General features: G+C 69.2%; 19 protein-coding genes. 12 read left to right on the top strand and 7 right to left on the bottom strand.

Annotated elements, in window-relative coordinates; all coding sequences use genetic code 11:
* Window positions 1–41 precede the first annotated feature (41 nt).
* The 6 genes from topA to rpmG all read left to right on the top strand — a co-directional run bounded on the left by topA (window position 42) and on the right by rpmG (window position 7542).
* The gene (gene topA, locus E4O86_RS02930) at window positions 42–2675 is read left to right on the top strand and encodes a type I DNA topoisomerase (RefSeq protein ID WP_161139024.1); all 2634 of its coding nucleotides are present in this window, start codon (window positions 42–44) and stop codon (window positions 2673–2675) included.
* A gap of 10 nt (window positions 2676–2685) precedes the next feature.
* A complete protein-coding gene (gene rnr / locus E4O86_RS02925; RefSeq protein ID WP_246206148.1) occupies window positions 2686–4974 on the top strand; it encodes a ribonuclease R in 2289 nt (762 codons plus the stop codon).
* The gene (locus E4O86_RS02920; RefSeq protein WP_425500107.1) at window positions 4971–5405 is read left to right on the top strand and encodes a DUF983 domain-containing protein; all 435 of its coding nucleotides are present in this window, start codon (window positions 4971–4973) and stop codon (window positions 5403–5405) included. Before rnr ends, E4O86_RS02920 begins: the two co-directional genes overlap by 4 nt.
* The gene (locus E4O86_RS02915; protein WP_343039076.1) at window positions 5402–6136 is read left to right on the top strand and encodes an NUDIX hydrolase; all 735 of its coding nucleotides are present in this window, start codon (window positions 5402–5404) and stop codon (window positions 6134–6136) included. The genes E4O86_RS02920 and E4O86_RS02915 overlap by 4 nt, the downstream gene beginning before the upstream one ends.
* Window positions 6127–7311: an MFS transporter gene (locus tag E4O86_RS02910; RefSeq protein ID WP_161139022.1), complete on the top strand. Its 1185-nt coding sequence runs from the start codon at window positions 6127–6129 to the stop codon at window positions 7309–7311. Before E4O86_RS02915 ends, E4O86_RS02910 begins: the two co-directional genes overlap by 10 nt.
* Window positions 7312–7374: 63 nt before the next feature.
* On the top strand, window positions 7375–7542 hold the full coding sequence (gene rpmG / locus E4O86_RS02905; RefSeq protein ID WP_161139021.1) for a 50S ribosomal protein L33: 168 nt from the start codon (window positions 7375–7377) through the stop codon (window positions 7540–7542).
* Between the two features lie 321 nt (window positions 7543–7863).
* Here the strand turns inward: rpmG and E4O86_RS02900 are convergent, their stop codons facing one another.
* Together E4O86_RS02900 and E4O86_RS02895 are read right to left on the bottom strand one after the other, a co-directional pair.
* Complete coding sequence (locus tag E4O86_RS02900; protein ID WP_161139020.1) at window positions 7864–9228, bottom strand: PleD family two-component system response regulator; 1365 nt, start codon at window positions 9226–9228, stop codon at window positions 7864–7866.
* Between the two features lie 14 nt (window positions 9229–9242).
* Window positions 9243–9614 (bottom strand): response regulator, encoded by a 372-nt coding sequence (locus E4O86_RS02895; RefSeq protein WP_161139019.1) that lies wholly within the window; start codon window positions 9612–9614, stop codon window positions 9243–9245.
* An 87-nt stretch (window positions 9615–9701) separates the two neighbouring features.
* On the opposite strand from E4O86_RS02895, the gene E4O86_RS02890 reads away from it, so the two are divergent.
* Window positions 9702–9995 carry a DUF3572 domain-containing protein gene (locus E4O86_RS02890; RefSeq protein ID WP_246206146.1) on the top strand — a complete coding sequence of 98 codons (294 nt, stop codon included), beginning with the start codon at window positions 9702–9704 and terminating at the stop codon, window positions 9993–9995.
* 39 nt (window positions 9996–10034) lie between these two features.
* Window positions 10035–11339 carry a DNA polymerase IV gene (locus E4O86_RS02885; protein WP_161139018.1) on the top strand — a complete coding sequence of 435 codons (1305 nt, stop codon included), beginning with the start codon at window positions 10035–10037 and terminating at the stop codon, window positions 11337–11339.
* Here E4O86_RS02885 and E4O86_RS02880 read toward each other — a convergent pair whose 3' ends face one another.
* Window positions 11340–12176 (bottom strand): cell envelope integrity EipB family protein, encoded by an 837-nt coding sequence (locus E4O86_RS02880; protein WP_161139017.1) that lies wholly within the window; start codon window positions 12174–12176, stop codon window positions 11340–11342.
* A 135-nt stretch (window positions 12177–12311) separates the two neighbouring features.
* Here E4O86_RS02880 and E4O86_RS02875 point away from each other — a divergent pair, with 135 nt between their 5' ends.
* From E4O86_RS02875 to E4O86_RS02860, 4 genes are read left to right on the top strand one after another with little or no spacing between them, the layout of a single operon-like run.
* Window positions 12312–12779, top strand: a complete 468-nt coding sequence (locus E4O86_RS02875) for a RidA family protein (protein ID WP_161139016.1) — start codon at window positions 12312–12314, stop codon at window positions 12777–12779.
* A complete protein-coding gene (locus tag E4O86_RS02870) occupies window positions 12776–13492 on the top strand; it encodes a glycerophosphodiester phosphodiesterase family protein (protein WP_161139015.1) in 717 nt (238 codons plus the stop codon). Before E4O86_RS02875 ends, E4O86_RS02870 begins: the two co-directional genes overlap by 4 nt.
* Window positions 13493–13547: 55 nt before the next feature.
* Window positions 13548–14789 (top strand): GNAT family N-acetyltransferase, encoded by a 1242-nt coding sequence (locus E4O86_RS02865; protein ID WP_161139014.1) that lies wholly within the window; start codon window positions 13548–13550, stop codon window positions 14787–14789.
* A 32-nt stretch (window positions 14790–14821) separates the two neighbouring features.
* Window positions 14822–15262 (top strand): HIT family protein, encoded by a 441-nt coding sequence (locus tag E4O86_RS02860; RefSeq protein ID WP_161139013.1) that lies wholly within the window; start codon window positions 14822–14824, stop codon window positions 15260–15262.
* Here the strand turns inward: E4O86_RS02860 and E4O86_RS02855 are convergent.
* From E4O86_RS02855 to E4O86_RS02840, 4 genes are all read right to left on the bottom strand, one after another.
* On the bottom strand, window positions 15234–16544 hold the full coding sequence (locus tag E4O86_RS02855; protein WP_205520654.1) for a glycosyltransferase family 87 protein: 1311 nt from the start codon (window positions 16542–16544) through the stop codon (window positions 15234–15236). The genes E4O86_RS02860 and E4O86_RS02855 overlap by 29 nt on opposite strands.
* Window positions 16545–16561: 17 nt before the next feature.
* The gene (locus E4O86_RS02850; protein ID WP_161139011.1) at window positions 16562–17956 is read right to left on the bottom strand and encodes a sulfatase-like hydrolase/transferase; all 1395 of its coding nucleotides are present in this window, start codon (window positions 17954–17956) and stop codon (window positions 16562–16564) included.
* Window positions 17957–18058: 102 nt separating this feature from the next.
* Window positions 18059–18409, bottom strand: coding sequence for an AzlD domain-containing protein (locus tag E4O86_RS02845; protein ID WP_161139010.1), 351 nt, complete (start codon window positions 18407–18409; stop codon window positions 18059–18061).
* On the bottom strand, window positions 18406–19134 hold the full coding sequence (locus E4O86_RS02840) for an AzlC family ABC transporter permease (RefSeq protein WP_161139009.1): 729 nt from the start codon (window positions 19132–19134) through the stop codon (window positions 18406–18408). Before E4O86_RS02840 ends, E4O86_RS02845 begins: the two co-directional genes overlap by 4 nt.
* Window positions 19135–19183: the final 49 nt, after the last annotated feature.

Raw genomic sequence — 19183 nt, 5'->3', positions numbered from 1 at the left:
CGGCTCGACCGGTTGGAGCCGGCACACGAGCGGAGCGCTGAATGGACGTGGTCATCGTCGAGTCGCCGGCGAAGGCGAAGACGATCAACAAGTATCTCGGGCCGGGCTACCAGGTCCTCGCCTCCTACGGCCACGTGCGCGATCTGCCCTCGAAGGACGGCTCGGTCCGCCCGGACGAGGACTTCGAGATGAGCTGGGACGTCGACGCGAAGTCGCGGAAGCGTCTCTCCGACATCGCGGACGCCGTGAAATCCGCCGACCGCCTGATCCTCGCCACCGACCCGGACCGCGAGGGCGAGGCGATCTCCTGGCACGTGCTGCAGGTTCTGCAGTCGAAGAAGGTCCTGCGCGACAAGCCCGTGTCGCGGGTGGTGTTCAATGCGATCACCAAGCAGGCCGTCCAGGACGCGATGAAGAATCCGCGAACGATCGACGAACCGCTCGTCGACGCCTATCTGGCACGCCGCGCGCTCGATTATCTCGTCGGGTTCACGCTCTCGCCCGTGCTCTGGCGGAAGCTCCCGGGCGCCCGCTCCGCCGGCCGCGTCCAGTCGGTGGCGCTCCGCCTCGTCTGCGACCGCGAGGCGGAGATCGAGCGCTTCAAGCCGCAGGAATACTGGTCGATCACCGCCTTTCTGAAGTCGGCACAGAGAGAGCCCGTCACCGCGCGCCTCGTCGAGATCGACGGGCGCAAGCTGAACCGTCTCTCGATCGGCGAAGGCGGCGAGGCGAACCGGATCAAGGCGCGCCTCGAAGCGGCGCAGTTCACGGTCGCCAGCGTCGAATCGAAGCCGCACAAGCGGCATCCGCAGCCGCCCTTCACCACGTCCACGCTGCAGCAGGAGGCGCAGCGGAAGCTCGGCTTCGATGCCAGCCGGACCATGCAGATCGCGCAGCGCCTCTACGAGGGCGTGGAGATCCGCGGCGAACCCGTCGGGCTCATCACCTATATGCGGACCGACGGCGTCGACGTGGCGCCCGAGGCGCTCGCCGCCACGCGCCGGCTGATCGGCAGCGAGTACGGCGAGCGCTATCTTCCGGCGGCACCCCGCCGCTACCACGCCAAGGCCAAGAACGCGCAGGAGGCGCACGAGGCGATCCGGCCGACCGACCTCCAGCGCCTGCCCGCCGACGTGGAGCGCTTTCTCGACCGCGATCAGGCCCGGCTCTACGAGCTCATCTGGAAGCGCATGATGGCGAGCCAGATGGAATCGGCCGAGATCGAGCGCACCACGATCGACATCGACGCGCGGGATCCGCACGGACGCGGCACCGTGCGCGCGACCGGCAGCGTCATCCGCTTCGACGGCTTCCTCACGCTCTACCAGGAGGGGCGCGACGACGAGGAGGACGAGGAAGGCGGACGCCTGCCGAGACTGGCGGCCGGCGAGACCATGTCGCGGGACCGGATCGAGGCGGAGCAGCATTTCACGGAGCCGCCGCCGCGCTACACCGAAGCCTCGCTCATCAAGAAGATGGAGGAGCTCGGCATCGGCCGGCCGTCGACCTACGCGCAGACGATGACGGTGCTCCGCGACCGCGATTATGTCCGGCTCGACAAGAAGCGGCTCGTGCCGGAGGACAAGGGCCGGCTGGTCACCTCGTTCCTGGAGGCGTTCTTCCGGCGCTACGTCGAGTACGACTTCACCGCCGATCTCGAGGAACAGCTCGACCGCATATCCGCCGGCGAGCTCTCCTGGAAGGACGTGCTCCGGGATTTCTGGCGCGACTTCCAGGCCGCGGTCGAGGAGACGCGCGAGCTGCGGGTCTCGGACGTTCTCGAGGCGCTGAACGAACTCCTCGGCGAGCACGTGTTTCCGCCGCGCGAGGACGGCGGCGACCCCCGCGCCTGCCCGGTCTGCGGCTCCGGGCGGCTTTCCCTGAAGCTCGGCAAGTTCGGCGCCTTCATCGGCTGTTCCAACTACCCGGAATGCCGCTATACGCGCCAGCTCGGGGACGGCAACGGAGAACCCGGCGGCGCGGAGGGCGCGCTGGCCGCGAACGGCACCGTCGATCTCGGCGAGGATCCGGTGAGCGGCCTGCACGTCTTCCTGAAGAGCGGGCGTTTCGGCCCGTACGTGCAGCTCGGAGAGAACGAGAAGCCGAAGCGGTCGAGCCTGCCCAAGGGCTGGTCGCCGGACGAGCTCACGCTCGAGAAGGCGCTGATGCTCCTCTCGCTGCCGCGCGAGGTGGGGCTTCACCCCGAGACCGGCAAGCCGATCTCGGCCGGGCTCGGACGCTACGGCCCGTTCGTGGAGCATGCCGGCACCTACGCCAATCTCGACAGCATCGACGAGGTCTTCACCGTCGGGGCGAACCGCGCCGTCTCGCTGCTCGCCGAGAAGCAGGCCCGCGGCGGACGAAACCGCTCCGCGCCGGCTGCGTTGAAGGAGCTGGGCGAGCATCCGGACGGCGGTCCGGTCACCGTCCGGAGCGGACGCTACGGCCCCTATGTCAGCCACGGCAAGGTGAACGCGACGCTGCCGAAGGGAACGGACCCCGAGGCGATCACGCTCGAACAGGCGCTCGCGCTCATCGCCGAGAAGGAGAGCAAGGGCGGCGGCAAGAAACCGGCCCGAAAGCCGGCGGCCGGGGCGGCCGGCCGCACGAAATCCCGCAGCGCCAAGCCGGCGCCTGCAAAAGCGGCGAAACCGAAGAGCAAGGCGAAGGCCTGAAGGCGGGACATTGGCCAAGAGCTCCAAGACGCCGCGAGCCGAACTGCCGACCCGCGAGGAGATCCTGGCCTTCATCGGCGAGCATCCCGGAAAGGCCGGCAAGCGCGAGATCGCGCGCGCGTTCAACCTGACCGGGAGCGCGAAGATCGGCCTGAAGCGCGTGATCCGGGAACTCGCGGACGAGGGACTGATCGAGGGCAAGCGCTCGCGCCTGCACCGGCCGGGCGACCTTCCCTCGGTCACGGTGCTCCTGCTCGAAGGCGTCGACGAACTCGGCGAGCTGATCGGCGTGCCGGTCGAATGGGACGAGGAGGCAGGCGAGGCGCCGCGCATCCGCATCCGGCCCGAAGCGCGCCGGCGCGGCGTCCGCGAGAAGGCGCCCGGCATCGGCGACCGCGTCCTCGCCCGGATCGTTGCCGACGCCGAGGCGGAAGGCTTTACCGGGAAGGTGATCAAGGTGCTCGGCCGCGGGCCGCGCACCACCCTCGGCGTCCTGCGGATCGAGGGCGAGGAGCACCGGATCGTCCCGATCGACCGCAAGGGCAGCGAGTACCGTGTGCCGCCCGGCGCGACCCGGGATGCCGAGGACGGGGAGCTGGTGCGCGTCGAGGTGCAGCCCGGATCGCGCTACGGCATCCCGGTGGCGCGGATCGTCGAGCGGGTCGGGAGCGTGCGGAGCGAGAGGGCGATCAGCCTGATCGCGCTCGAAGAGCACGGCATTCCGTATGTCTTTTCCGATGCCGCCATCGAGCAGGCGGAAGCCGCCGAGCCCGTCGGCATGGCGCACCGGGAGGACTGGCGCGACCTGCCCCTCGTCACGATCGACCCCCGGGACGCGCGCGACCACGACGACGCCGTGCACGCTATGCCCGATCCGGAAAATCCGGACGGACATATCGTCACCGTGGCGATCGCCGACGTGGCGGCCTACGTCCACCCGGGCTCGCCGCTCGACCGGGAGGCGCTCCGGCGCGGCAACTCGGTCTATTTCCCCGGCCGGGTCGTTCCGATGCTGCCGGAGCGCATCTCGAACGACCTCTGCTCGCTGCGCGAGGGGGAGGACCGGCCCGCCATCGCCGTCAGGATGCTCTTCGATTCGAACGGGCGGAAGACGAAGCACAGCTTCCACCGCATCATGATGCGCTCGGCCGCGAAGCTCGCCTACGAGGAGGCCCAGGCGGCGATCGACGGGGAACCGACGGAAAAGACGGCACCCCTCCTCGACCAGGTGCTGAGGCCGCTCTGGGACGCCTATGCCGCGCTGAAGCGCGGCCGCGAGAACCGGGAGCCGCTCGCGATCGACCTGCCGGAGCGGAAGGTCGTCCTCGCGGCGGACGGGTCGGTCGACCGCATCTACGTGCCGCCGCGGCTCGATGCGCACAAGCTCATCGAGGAATACATGATCCAGGCGAACGTCTCCGCGGCGGAGACGCTCGAGCGACGGAAGGCCCCGGTCGTCTACCGCATCCACGACGAGCCCTCCTTCGAGAAGCTGGAGGCGCTGCGCGACTTCCTGGGCACGCTCGACATGCGGTTCCCGAAGGCGGGCAACCTCCGTCCGAGCCACTTCAACCGGGTGCTGGAGCGGTTCGAGAACTCGCCGAACGAGCTCCTCGTCAACGAGGTCGTGCTGCGGTCGCAGAGCCAGGCGGAATACGCGATCGAGAATATCGGGCATTTCGGGCTGAATCTCAGGCGCTACGCCCATTTCACGTCGCCGATCCGCCGCTATGCCGACCTCCTCGTCCACCGCGCGCTGATCCATGCGCTGGAGCTCGGGCCGGGCGGTCTGCGGACGACGGACATTCCGAATCTCGAGCGCATCGCTGGCGAGATCTCGATCGCGGAGCGCCGGGCGATGGCGGCCGAGCGCGATACGATCGACCGGGTCGTCGCGGCCTGGCTTGCCGACCGGGTCGGCGCGCGCTTCGCCGGCCATGTTCGCGGCGTCACGCGCGCCGGCCTCTTCGTCGAGCTCGACGACAGCGGCGCCGACGGCTTCATCCCGATCTCCACGCTCGGGCGCGACTTCTACGAATATGACGAGCCCAAGCACCGGCTCGTCGGACGGACAGAGGGCGAGGTCTTCCGCCTCGGCGATGCCGTCGAGGTGCGGCTCGCGGAAGCCCTCCCCTTCGCCGGCAGCCTGCGATTCGAGCTGGTCGGCGGCGACCGCGAGGGCGCGGAGCGCGGCCTTACCCGAAAGGGCAAGCGGCCGGCCCGCCGCACCCGCGGCAAGGAGCACTCGGGCCGCGAAGCCGGCGGGAAAGAGGGCCGCCGGGCCCGGAAGAGCCGGTGAGGACCTGGCACCAGGCCCCGCCGGCCAAGCGCATGCTCTGGCGCGCGATCGGACGCGGGCTGGCATCGCGGTGCCCGAACTGCGGGCGCGGCGCGATCTTCACCGGCTTCACCCGCATCGTGGATTTCTGTCCGGTCTGCGCGGAGCCGCTCCACCACCACAGGGCCGACGACGCGCCGCCCTACATCGTCATCACCATCGTCGGGCATATCGTGATCGGACTCCTGCTCTGGACCGAGATGAGATTCTCCCCGCCGATCTGGCTCCACATGGCGGTCTGGCTGCCGCTCGCGCTCGCGCTCTCCTTCGTGCTGATGCGGCCCGTCAAGGGCGGCGTCGTCGGCCTGCAATGGGCGCTCGGCATGCACGGCTTCGGTCCGGAGCCCGATTCGGACCGGGACGGCGCCCTGCCGCCGGAGCGCTATCCGTGAGCTCCGTGACCACGAATGCCGAGCGCGGGCAGCCCTCCCCGCAGCGGGAACGGGCGCTCAGGCCCAAGGACGCCGGTGCCCTGATCGTGCTCGATCGATCCGGCGCCGACCTGCGGGTGCTGATGGGAAGACGCTCGCACCGGCACGTCTTCATGCCCGGCTACCTGGTCTTTCCGGGCGGGCGGATCGAGGCGGCCGACCGCCATGCGCCCGCGGCGAGCGAGCTCGATCCGATCGTCGAGGCCAAGCTCCTGCTCGAAATGCGCGAGAGGCCGAGCCGTGCGCGCGCCCGCGCGATCGCGCTCGCGGCGCTGCGGGAGACGTATGAGGAGGCGGGGCTCGTCATCGGCGAGCGCGGCAGCCCGGCGCGCCCGGTCAGGAACGGCGCCTGGCGGCCCTATGTCGCGACGGGCGTCGTGCCCGCGCTCGGGCGGCTCGCCCTGGTGGCGCGCGCGATCACGCCGCCGAACCGCATCCGGCGGTTCGACGCGCGCTTCTTCGCCGTCTTCGCGGACGCGGTGGCCGCGACGGTCGAGCCGCCGCAGGACGAGCTCGTCGAGCCCGCCTGGCTCACCTTCGCGGAGGCCCGGGCGCACCCGCTCGCCGAGATCACGCGCCTCATCTTCGACGATCTCGAGGCGCGGCTCGCCGCCGACCCGGATCTCGGCCCGGACGGACCGGTGCCGCTCCATTCCATGCGGCGGGGCCGGCGTGTCCGAGAATGGCTGTGAGCAGGACGGCGATCGCGCGGCGCCCCACGCTCCGGGAGCGCACCGGCCTGACGCCGGGAGCGGTGGCGGCGATCGCGACCACGGTCGCGGTCGGGACGGCGGCGAGCCTGCTCCCGCCGCTCCTCTCGCTCACGCTCACCGGCCGCGGCGTGTCGGAGCGCACGGTCGGCATGCTCATCTCCGTGATCGCACTCGCCTCGCTGACAATCGCGCCCTTCGCGGCGCGGATCGCGGCCCGGTTCGGCACGGCGCCGACCATCGCCGTCGCCACCCTCGTCATGGCGAGCCTCGTCGCCGTGACCCATTTCATCGGCGACGTGCGGCTGCTCTTCCCGGTCGCCTACGCCTACGGGATCGCCACCTCGCTCTGCTTCACCCTCTCGGAATACTGGATCAACGCGGCGACGCCGGAGAACCGGCGCGGCATGGTGATCGGCATCTATGCGAGCATGCTCTCGATCGGATTCGCGGTCGGTCCCGCCATCATCGCGGTGCTCGGCATCGGATCGGTCGTCCCCTACCTGGTCGGCGCCCTGATCCTGGTCGGCGCGAGCGTCCCGGTGCTCCTCGCGCGCCGGCACTCGCCGGATTTTCACGAGGTGCCGCGCGCGCGCTTCGTCTCCTTCATCCTCGCGGTCCCCGTCGCCACGATCGGCGCGTTCGTCTTCGCGATGGGCGAAGGCGGCGGCTTCGCCTTCCTGCCGGTCTGGGGCGCGAAGCTCGGCTTCAGCGAGCACATCGTGCCGCTCCTCGCCTCCGCGATGACGCTCGGCAACGTCATCTTCCAGGTTCCGATCGGCATGCTCGCCGACCGCGTCGACCGCCGCCTCGTGCTGTTCGTGCTCGGTGTCGTCGGATGCGTCGGGATGGTGCTCGCCTGGGCCGTCTCCGGCTCGCCTTCCCTCCTGATGCTCGTCCTCTTCCTGTGGGGCGGCTCGACCGCCGGCATCTACACGGTCGGGCTGTCGCATCTCGCCGGCCGGTTCCGCGGCGGCGCGCTCGCAAGCGCGAACGCGGCCTTCATCTTCTGCTATGCGCTCGGCATGTTCGTAGGGCCCGTGATCATAGGAGACGGCCTCGCGCGGGCGCCGGTGGCGGGCTTCCCGCTCGTGCTCGGCACGGTCTTCCTGCTCTATGCCGTGCTCGTCGCGTTCCGCCTCTGGCAGAGACCTTGACTTCCCGCCCGTCACGCTTCATCTGACGGGCAATCCAGCGTTTCCACCGTCAAGGACTGTCCGATGGCCAAGGCCACAACGATCAAGATTCGCCTCGTCAGCGAGGAAGGCACCGGGTACTTCTACGTCACGAAGAAGAACTCCCGCACCATGACCGAGAAGCTCTCGATGCGGAAGTACGACCCGAAGGCCAAGAAGCACGTGCTGTTCAAGGAAGCGAAGATCAAGTAGCCGCGACCGACCGGCGTTTTCGGAAGGCGCCGACGGGCGCCTTTTTCTGTTTGTGCCCCTGCGGGAACGGCACATCGGCCTCGGCAAAAAAGAGGCCGGCCGAACCGTGGCTGTACGAGGAGGCCAATCACCACGGCCGGCCGGCCGACCCCACGGACCCAGGAGATGCGGCGGACCTGAGCAAATCCATGGGGTATCCAAAGCCGAAAAAAGCGTGTCTTCAGCTTCGCTTAACGATAGGAGCGCCTTTTCCGGACTAATTCCACCGCATAAGTTGAAGATGGTAAATTTGTTCGAATTTTAGCGGTTTTTGGGCGAATGTTAAGCGGCATCTGCGACGACGCGATTTCGTCCCTGCCGTTTTGCCGCATAGAGCGCCTGATCCGCCCGCCGCACCAGCGAGTCCACGCTTTCGGTCCCGCCGTGGAACTCGGCCACCCCGATGCTCACCGTCACCGGCAGCGATATCCCGCCGCGCGCGGCGAAGGCGAGCTGTTCGACGTCGCGCCGCAGCCGGTCGGCGATCCCGATCGCCGTGACGGAATCGGTATCGGGCATGACGACGACGAATTCCTCCCCGCCGAAGCGGGCGATGAGATCGATGCCGCGCACGCCCCGCCTCAGCCTCTGGGCAAACTCGCGCAGCACGTCGTCGCCGACATCGTGGCCGTAGCTGTCGTTGATCCCCTTGAAATAATCGATGTCGAAGATCAGCAGCGACATCATCCCGCCTTCGCGGGCGCGATCGGCGAGCGTCTTCAGATGGCTCTCGAGGTAGCGGCGGTTGTGGAGCCCCGTCAGCGGATCGGTGATGGCGAGCTCGACCGCGTTCGACACCATGTCGCGAAGCCGGTCCTGGTAGCGCTTGCGCCGGAGCTGCGTGCGGACGCGGGCGCGCAGCTCGTTGAGATCGACCGGCCGGATGATGTAGTCGTTGACCCCGAGCTCGAGCCCGCGCAGCAGCCGGCTCGTCTCGTCCGGGTCCGTGATCAGCAGCACCGGCGTCTGCCGCGAGCGGTCGATCGCCTTGACCTGCGAACAGATCCTGAGGCCGTCGGCGGCTCCGAGCGAGAGGCTGACGAGCAGGAGGTCGAAATCGCGGGCGGACGCCCGTTCGAGCGCGTCCAGCGGATCGGCGGTGATCTCGAGGTCGTGGGCCGCGCAGAGCCCCTGCTCGATCCGCCGCAGCGACGAGGGGCGGTCATCGATCACGAGGATCCGGGCCCTGCCCGATTCGGCCTCCGAGAAGATCTGCGCCGAATTGATCCCGACCGACTGCATCGCCGCGGCGCGCAGGTTGAGCTCGTCGGACATCATCTTGAGGCGGACGAGGCTGCGCACCCGCGTGATGAGCGCGATCTCGCTGACGGGCTTCGTGAGGAAGTCGTCGGCGCCGCATTCGAGCCCCCTCACCCGGTCCTGGGTGTCGTCGAGGGCCGTGACCATGACGACCGGCAGATGCGCGGTCTCCGGAGCGGTCTTGAGCGCCCTGCAGACGTCGAAGCCGGTGAGGCCGGGCATCATCACGTCGAGGAGCACGAGGTCGACGCGCTCGCGCTTGGCGATCTCGAGCGCATCGTAGCCGTTCAGCGCCGTGCGGACCTCGAAATACTCGCTCTGGAGGCGCGCCTCCAGCAGCTTGACGTTCGCCTGGACGTCATCGACGACGAGGATGCGGGCGGTCACGTGGCTCTCCGACCTCAGGCATCGCCCACGTAGGATTTCACCGCCTGGATGAAGGTCGCGACGGAGATGGGCTTCGACAGATAGCCCTCGCAGCCGCCCTGCCTGATCCGCTCTTCGTCCCCCTTCATCGCAAATGCGGTGACCGCGATGACGGGGATGTGCTTCAGGCTCTCGTCCTGCTTGACCTTGCGGGTGACCTCGAGCCCGGAGATTTCCGGCAGCTGCACGTCCATGATGATGAGGTCCGGCTGACGCTGCTTGAGCATGTCGAGGGCCTCGTAGCCGTTCCGCATCGGGAGCGTGTCGTAGCCGTTGGCGCGCAGCAGATCGTTGAAGAGCTTCATGTTGAGCTCGTTGTCCTCAACGATCATGACGGTCTTCGGCATCAGAACCCTTCCCGTGACGGCGGCAAGCCCGAGCGTGCCGCCAGGCCGGATGTTGTGCAGATTTGGCTTAAAGAAAGGAAAATGCGAATGAGTTCGAAACCGCCCCGCATGTCCCGTGCGCTTGCGGAGGAGATCGCGGTCGCGGCGCTCGGATATATAGCGTCGGATCCGCGCCTGCTCGAACGCTTTCTGTCGCTGAGCGGGATCGACCCGGCGGAAATCCGCTCGGCGGCATCGGACGAGGGCTTCCTCGGCGGCGTCCTCGCCTTCGTCATGGAGCACGAGGCAGTGCTCGTCGCCCTTGCCAGCGGGACCGGCTCCGATCCCGCGGAGATCGCCGCCGCGGCCGCCCTGCTCGCCCCGCCGGAACCGCGCGGCTAGAGCGCTTGTCGGCGCCCCCGCGCGGCGCGACAATCCGACATGAACCGCGACTCGACCGGCGTACCGACGCTTTGCCGGAGCTGCTTCGCCGCAGCCGCCTCGGCTTCGGGCCGCTGTCCGGACTGCGGCAGCCCCCGCCTGGCGCGCCATCCCGAGCTCCTCGATCTGGCCATCGCCCATGTCGACTGCGACGCCTTCTACGCCGCCATCGAGAAGCGCGACGATCCGAGCCTCGTCGACAGGCCGGTGATCGTGGGCGGCGGCAGGCGCGGCGTCGTCTCCACCGCCTGCTACGTCGCCCGGACCTACGGCGTCCGCTCGGCCATGCCGATGTTCAAGGCGCTCGAGCTCTGTCCGGACGCGACCGTCATTCGCCCGGACATGGCGAAGTACGTGCGCGTCGCGCGCCTGGTCCGCACCCTGATGGAGACGCTGACGCCCGCCGTCGAGCCGCTCTCGATCGACGAGGCCTTCCTCGACCTCCGGGGCACCGAGACGCTGCACAAAGCCAGCCCGGCGGAAACGCTGATGCGCCTTCAGAGACGGATCGAGAGCGAGATCGGGATCACCGTCTCCGTCGGGCTCAGCCACAACAAGTTCCTGGCCAAGATCGCCTCGGACCTCGACAAGCCCCGCGGCTTCTCCGTGCTCGGCCGCGCCGAGACCCGGAGCTTCCTCGCGGCGTGTCCGGTCTCCATCATTTGGGGCGTGGGTGCGGCCATGCAGCGCAGGCTCGCGGCGGACGGCATCCGCACGGTCGGCCATCTTCAGGCGCTCGATGCGGCCACGCTCGCCCGCCGCTACGGCACCATGGGCCTTCGCCTCGCCCGCCTCTCGCAGGGCGAGGACGCGCGGCCCGTGACGCCGGAGAGCCAGGCCAGAAGCATCTCCTCCGAGACGACCTTCGAAACCGATCTCGGCCGGCGCGAGGATCTCGTCCCGATCCTGCGCCATCTCGCCGAGAAGGTCGCCGCGCGGATGAAGGCCAAGCAGCTTGCCGGCTACACCGTCGTCCTCAAGCTCAAGACCACCGACTTCCGGCAGCGGACCCGTCAGCAGCGCCTGCCGGCCGCCACCAACCTCGCCGATGTCATCTACCGCGCGGGGGTGCTCCTGCTCGGTCCCGAGCTCGACGGCACACGGTTCCGCCTCATCGGCATCGGCGTGACGGAGCTCGGCCCGCCGGGCGGCGAGTTCGCGCTCGACCTCGGCGACCCGCAATCGGCCAAGCGCATGCGCGCCGAGCAGGCCATGGACGATCTCCGCTCCCGCTTCGGCGAGGACGCGCTGAAACTCGGAATCACCTTCCGGCCCGACAGAACGGGGCCGCGCCGCCAGGCATGATCATTCGCATCTCGGACGTTCGAGCGCCTCGAGCTTCTCGATCGTGCCGGAGAGCGCGTAATCGCCGTAATCCATCACGAGATTCTGGGTGACCCCGTTCTCGAAGAGCTTGAAGCTGATCTGGTAGGCAGGCGTTTCCTCGCCGCCATCCTGCGGCTCCTTCTCGGCCTCGCTGAAATAGGCGACCGACACCGGCCAGGATCGCAGACCGCCGATCAGCGCCTCCCCGCTTTTCTCCTCGTGCGCCGCGCCGATGACCGCCGTCGCGGTGTCGGAGGTCTCGTCGGCGCCGCCGCCTTCATAGATCTCGGCGCTCAGGAAGCGCTCGTTGCGGCGCGCCGCCGCCAGGATCGCGTTCAGGTGCTGGCTCGGAAAGAGGGTGCGCCCCGCGAGCGTCAGCGTCTTGCCGGGCGGGCTCTGCAGCTTCACCTGGATGCCCGGTCCGTTGCGCTTCGCGACGCCGTCTATGTCTTCGACGAGGTCGTCGTCGACATAGGTCCGCGACAGGAACCGGAACGTGTCGCCGGTCCCGGCCTCGAAGGTCGAGACGCGGAAGTCCAGGAGCTTCTCCCCGCCCTCGCTGTCGCCGAGACGCACGACCAGCCGCTGGCCCATCGTGAAGCCGTCGCAGGACGAGCCGTTGATCTCGAAGACCATGCGCCCTTCGGCACTGATGATCCCGGAGGATTCGGTCGCGTGGGCGAGCCCGATCCTGTAGATCGCGCGGTGCGGCACCGGCGCGTCCGTCAGGTGCGGCACCGGCATCGGCGCCGCGGCGCCGAGCAGTATCGCGGCACCCAGACCGGCGGCGGCCTGTTGGAAGCGGATCGACCTCATGACCGACATCTCCGTCCGGACTGCGGCGAAAGCGCGGCGGATGCCATCCGGCCGGCGTGCCGGCAAGGACGCCCGCCGGCATTGCTGAAACATCTTTTCCCCAATAATTGTGCCTTGCGTCAAAGGAGAAGTCTGATGGTCGAAGGGATCGCGGATCGGCTAGCGCAGAGAGGGCTGGTTCTCCCGAAGCTCGCCGCGCCGCTGGCGAACTACCTGCCCTACTGCATGCATCAGGGGCTGCTCTTCGTCTCCGGCCAGCTTCCGCTCGTCGACGGCAAGCTGACACGGACCGGCAAGCTTGGCGAGAGCGTTTCGATCGAGGACGGCAAACGGGCCGCCGAAATCTGCGCCCTCAACATCCTCGCGCAGGCGGAGGCGGCGACCGGCGACCTGGAGCGGATCCTCAGGGTCGTGCGGGTGACCGTCTTCGTCGCCTCCGCGCCCGATTTCGTCGACCAGCCGGCCGTGGCGAACGGCGCCTCGGACCTGCTCGTCGACCTTCTCGGCGATCGCGGCCGGCATGCCCGCGCCGCCGTCGGCATGGCCTCCCTGCCGATGAACGCCCCGGTCGAGGTCGACGCGATCATCGCCTGCGAGCCATGAGGCGCTCGCGCCTTCGCTGGCTGACCGGCCGCCCGATCGCCCATCGCGGGTTCCACGACATCGGCGCCGGCCGGCCCGAGAATACGATCGCCGCTTTCCGGGCCGCGATCGCCCGCGACTATGCGATCGAATGCGACGTGCACCCGGCGGCCGACGGCGTTCCCGTCGTGTTCCACGACGACACGCTCGACCGGCTCACGCGCGAAAGCGGGCCGGTCCGCGACCGCAGCGCGGCCGAACTCGCGGCAATCACGATCCTGCGGACGCAGGAGACGATCCCGACCCTCGACCGGCTCCTCGCCTGCGTCGGCGGACGCGTGCCGCTCCTGGTGGAACTCAAGAGCGTGCCCGGCCGCGACGCCGGCTTCGCGGCCGCGGTCGCCGAACGGCTGAAGCACTACGAAGGTCCCGTGGCGGTGATGTCGTTCGATCCCGGCCTGATCGCGGATCTGCGCGGCGCCGCACCCCTGCTGCCGCGCGGCCTGACGGCGGAGGGCGACTACCGGAAGGCGCTTTCGCACCTCGCCACCATCCTGCGCGAGCACGTGCACTTCGTCTCCTACTCCCTCGAGGACCTACCGACGGCCGCGCCGCTTCTCGCCCGCCGGATGCTCGGGCTGCCGCTCATCTCCTGGACGGTCAGGAGCCCGGCGGAGCGCGAAAGGGCGGAGCGCTGGACCGACCAGATCACCTTCGAGGGCTTCGCGGCATAGCCATGCGGCCGCTTTTCGCATTGCACATACCCGGCGCAGGGCTACCTTTTCCGGGATGACCGGATGCGGCGGCGCAGATGCAGGGGTGACGATCCGCGTGGCGGGCGCGCTGAAGGATGTCGCGCGCGCCGCGTGGGACGCCTGCGCCAACCCGCCGGCATCCTCGACCGCAGCGGCACCGGCGGACCCCGACCGGCAGCGCTTCAATCCGTTCCTCACCTGGGACTTCCTGCAGGCGCTCGAGGAAGCCGGCTGCGTCTCGCCCCGCACCGGCTGGACGCCGCGCCATCTCGTCCTCGAAGGCGAAGCGGGCGGGATCGCCGCCGTCATGCCGTGCTACGTCAAGACCCATTCCCAGGGCGAATACGTCTTCGACTACGGCTGGGCGGACGCCTTCGAGCGCGCCGGCGGGCGCTACTATCCGAAGCTGCAGGTGAGCGTGCCGTTCACACCGGTGCCCGGACGGCGCTTCCTCGTGCGCTCGGGCGAGGACGAGGCGGCGCGGCAGGCGCAGCTCGCCGCCGCCATGGCCGAGCTCGTCCGGCGGAACGATCTCTCCTCGGCGCATCTCACCTTCCTGACGGAAGCGGAATGGAAGCTCGCCGGCTCGCTCGGCTTCCTGCAGCGGATCGACCAGCAGTTCCACTGGAGCGACGAGGGCTACGGCGACTTCGAAGGCTTCCTCGCTGCGCTCGCCTCGCGCAAGCGCAAGGCGCTCAGGAAGGAGCGGCGCGAGGCGCTCTGCGACGGCATCACGGTCGAATGGGTGACCGGGAGCGCGATCACCGAGGCCCACTGGGACGCCTTCTTCGCGTTCTACATGGACACCGGCTCGCGGAAATGGGGGCGGCCCTATCTCAACCGCCGCTTCTTCTCGCTCGTCGGCGAGCGCATGGCGGACCGGATCCTCCTGGTGCTCGCGCGGCGGAACGGCCGCTACGTCGCCGGCGCGCTGAACTTCATCGGCTCGGACACGCTCTACGGCCGCTACTGGGGATGCACCGAGGAGCACCCCTTCCTCCACTTCGAGCTCTGCTACTACCAGGCCATCGACTACGCCCTCGCCCACGGGCTGCAGCGGGTGGAGGCGGGCGCGCAGGGCGCCCACAAGCTCGCGCGCGGCTACCTGCCGGCCACCACCTATTCCGCCCATTACATCGCCCATGCCGGGCTCCGGCGGGCGGTTGCGAACTATCTCGAATCGGAGCGCCAGGAGGTCGCGGTGCATGGCGAGATCCTGGCGGAGCACGCCCCGTTCCGGCGCGGGGAGCGCCTTGACGCAGGCGAGCCGACCTGAAAGCGTGCCGCCCGCCAGGAGGACGGAAGAGAATGACGACGAGCCCCGCCTACGACGATCAGAACGTCTTCGCGAAGATCCTGAGAGGGGAGCTGCCGTCCTACCGCGTCTACGAGGACGCGCACGCGATCGCCATCATGGACATCATGCCGCGCGGAGACGGCCACGTCCTCGTGCTTCCGAAGGCGCCGTCGCGGAACGTCCTGGACATCGCCGTCCACGACCTGGAGAACCTCGTCCTCGCGGTCCAGAGGGTCGCCCGGGCGGTGAAGAAGGCCTTCGATGCCGACGGCGTCACGATCCAGCAGTTCAACGAATCGGCCGGCGGCCAGGTGATCTTCCACACCCATTTCCACGTGATCCCGCGCTTCGAGGGCATCGCCCTGAAGCCGCATACGGGCCAGATGGCCGACCAGGAGCTGCTCGCTGATCAGGCCGACCGCATCAAGGGCGCGCTCGCCGGGCTAGGCTGAGCCCTGTCGCGCGCCCGGCCTCTCCCCTGCCGGTCGCCGCGCCCGCTTCCCGTCGCACGCGATGCGGCTCCGCCGCGCGGGCCGCCTCCTCCGTCAACGCTCCCCTGACGGAGAATACGAAGAGCGCCGCCATGACGATCAGGCCGATCGGCAGGTCGAGATGCTGCGCCACCGGCCGGGCGAGGAGCGGTACGACCCAGGCCGCCAGCATCAGGCTCTTCTCGTAGGGCCGGAAGCCGCGCGCCAGCCCGCGGGCGGCGAGGAAGGCAAGCGCCGGCCCGAGCACCGCCATGTCGTAATCGAGGACGTAGGGCGTCACCAGGAGCGCGCCCGTGCAGGCGGCCGCCTTAGCGTACCGGCCGCTGCCGAGGAACCACACCCAGGCGAGCGCGCCGAGGACCGCGGCGGAGACGAGCGCCTGCGCGCCGTAGGCGAGCGCGAGCGGGCCGCCGAGACCGCGCACGGCGGAGAAGACGCTCTGGATCTTGAACCAGCCGGTTGAGAGTTCTTCCAGGATGAATCTGCGGGTGTCGTCCCCGCTCGCGAAGAAGGCGTACCACGGTTCGAGCCCGAACGCGGCGACGGACAGCGCGGAGAGGCCGACCACCGAGACGGCGGCGCCGCAGAATGCCTTCCAGTGGCCGCCGGCGGCGAGGACCAGGGGAAGGACCAGCCCGAGATGCGGCTTGTAGGCGAGGCAGCCGAGAAGCAGCCCGGCGAGCCACGGATTGCGTTCGAGCTTCGCAAGGCCGAGCCCGAGAAGGCCCGCCGTGAGGAAGGCGTTGTGGCCGTGGCTGACCGTCACGAAGACGGCCGGAAAGGCGCTCGCGGCAAGAAAAGCGAGGCGCTGCGGAAGGATCGTCCGGATCGCAGCCAAATAGAGCGCGAAGGTCGCGGCGAGCCAGGCGACGAGCGCCGGCATGTAGGGCAGCAGCGCGAACGGCGTCGCGAAGAGCAGGAAGATCGGCGGATAGGACCACGCGTAGAAGGGCTGATCGTCGCCACCCCCGAAGAGGATCCGCTGCTCCGCATAATGCGTGGAATAGTCGTGGATCGCCCCCGCACGCCCATCGAGCGCCATGCGGCCCGCCGAATAGGGATCCGCGAAGTCGGTGCCGATCGGGCGGCCCCAGGCGTCGAGGAGACCGTGCCCGGTCGTCCAGAGCGCCAGGAGCGCGACGGCGAACATGGCGAGGAGGAGGATCGAATAGCCGCGGATCCGTGCGGGCGAGATCCAGTCGCCGCTCCGCAGCCCTTCGAGAACGGTGCGGTGCCGCCGCATGCCGGCCGAACCCGTCGTCAATGCGGGTCGGGAAGATCGCCGCCGCCGGAGAGCGACGAGACGACCTGGCGCTGCTTGGGCTTCAGCGCGACCCAGCGGACCACTTCGGGCTCGAAGAGGCTCCGTCCGCGCCGGGTCCACGACGGAGGGGCATGGTCGCCCACGAGGAGCACCTCGACCGGCCTGTCGAGACGCAGGAGCGCATCAACCAGGGCCCGGAACGTGCCCGCCCAGATATTGGCAAGAGCGCAGGTCTGGCCGTCCGCGAACGGATCGTCCGGCGTCCCGCAGCCGAATTCGGAGCCCTGCGCGCTCGGAACGACAGGCAGGTGGGAGTTGAGCGTCAGCCAGTAGACGAAGCGCGGCTTGTCGTGGGGGGCGGCCAGGCGCTCGCGGACGTAATCGGCCATCTGCTTGTCGCAGAGGCCGGTGAAGACCGGCCCGCATTCCCGCCAGCCGCGCTCGGGATGATCCCGGACGAGCTCTTCCGCGAATTCGCTCTGCTGCAGCCCGATCTTCGGCCACCATTGCGTCCGTTCGAAGAAGGTGCCGGTGAAGGCGTGCACCCCGATGGTCTCGAACCCGCTCTTCGCGAGCCGCGCCGGCAGGCAACCGGGACCGGCCTCGCCCGACAGGATGGACGAATAGTCGCCCGACAGACCGCAGAGCTCGCGCATCTCGCCCGCTGTCGTGGAACCGCGATAGGGCACTTCGCCCGCCTTGATGTCGTAGCGGCCCGTGAGCCTCGGATCCGCGAAGGCCGCTTCGACGCGGCCGCGCAGCGCCGGATCCCTGAGCGCGCCGTAACCCTCGACGAGGACGAACAGGGCGTCGCTCCGCGTCGCGGCGACGCGGTCCGCGAAGCCCGACACCTCGGTTGCCGGAAGCGGCGTCGACGCGGCCGAGGCGCTGCCGATCGAGCGGGTGGGCGGCAGGTTCACGTCCGCATCGAGCAACGCGACGAGCGCCACCAAAGCGAGCGCGACATAGGGCCGCGCGTTCCGCAGATCCGCGCTCCAGCGCTGCCGGAGCCAGACGATCGCGGCAAATTCCGCGAGAAGCCCAACGAAGGCGGCCAGGAAGATCGGAGAGGCATAGAAGTTGACGCGCCATGCGAAGGAGAGCGATTCCGTCAGCATGGTGATCGAAAGCCCGTAGGCGCTGCCGATGAACCAGAGCACGTCGAAGGCGATGGCCGCTCCGACGGCGATCGCCGCAACGGACGTCGGGAGCGCATTCGTGAGCAGCCCGACGAGGAAGAACATCAGGATCGCGGGCGTGCGGATCGGCGCCGCGAAGAACGACAGCGGCACGAACAGAAGGTTGGGCACGATCACCCAGAGCAGGGCAAAGCGAAGGCTCGGCCGCGACAGGCCGGCCCGGCTCATGAACCGCTTGGAAACAGCATTCAAAGGGGCACCCTCCGTTCGGGCGCCCTGACATTTAGTGGTTTCGGCTTGACGGAGACTTAACTTCCGCTGCCCGGCGAATCAGCCGGCGCGGAATGCGCGCCCTCAGGAGAGCAGCCGCCATCCGCCGAGGAGCACCGCCTCGCCGACCAGCACGCCCGCGACGATCGAGTTCCGTGCGAGCCTGAAGGCGGTCCATCCGATCGCCGCGGCGGCGATCCGCACGCCGATCGGGGCGGCGGCCAGCGCCCCCGACGGGAACAGCAGCAATTGGCCGATGACGCCCGCCACGAGCCCGGTCGCCGTCGTCCGCACCCAGACGAGGAGCAGTGAGTCCTGGGAGAGCCGCGAGCCCGCGAGCACGCCGATCCAGCGCCAGATATCCGTCGCGACCGCGCCGCCGAGGAGGATGAAGAGATAGGGCCACCAGGGCGCATCGACGCCGTCGAACGTCATGCGGCCCGCCGCAGGAGGAGGTGGGCGGCAAAGCCGAGCGCACCGGCGACGAGGCCGGACCAGACGAGGCCGAGCGGCACCTGGTAATAGTGGAAGACCGGGCCGCTCAGCATTCCGGCGAGGAGCGCGATCCGCTCCGCCGCCAGCTTCGAGGCGGCGGTCATCGAGATCAGGAAGTAGACGGGCGTGAGGAAGAACAACGCGCCCGCCAGGACCAGCGGGAGCTGCGCCGAGAGGCTGTAGCTCACGGCCGTCACGATCGTGTTCGCGACCGTAAGGGTGATCCCCATGCCCGCGAAGAACGGCAGGCGGGCCGCGGCGGGCATGTACGGCATCCGCAGCAGCGCCACCACCCAGGAGGTCACCGCGACGAAATGGGAAAGGACGAGGAGCAGCCACCGCGACGTCCGCTCCCGGTCCATCAGCGGCACCCAGGCGGCGACCATCGGCGCAAGCCGGATCGAGGAGAGCGTGACGGCAAGCGCTACGGCAGGGAGCGTCGCCCCGGCCGCCACGGCGCCGACCAGGATGACCTGGCCGGGAAGCGCCCACATGGTCGCCGTGATGAACACGGACTGGGCCAGCGTCAGGCCGGATTCGCGGCAGAGGGCTCCGAAGCCGATGAAGGACGACATGAGGATCAGGCCCGGGATGGAGCCGAGCACGCGCATGCCGCGCAGGAACCAGCCTCGAGCCGACAGTTCGGCACTTCGATCGGAGGACATCCGCCAGCCTCTAGCCCGGTCTCGAAGCAGAAAGAAGGGCCGCGCAGCA

Source organism: Propylenella binzhouense, from assembly GCF_009866965.1.
GTDB lineage: Bacteria > Pseudomonadota > Alphaproteobacteria > Rhizobiales > Afifellaceae > Propylenella > Propylenella binzhouense.
The sequence above is the reverse complement of the archived record's forward strand: the minus strand, read 5'-3'. Positions and strand labels throughout refer to the sequence as shown.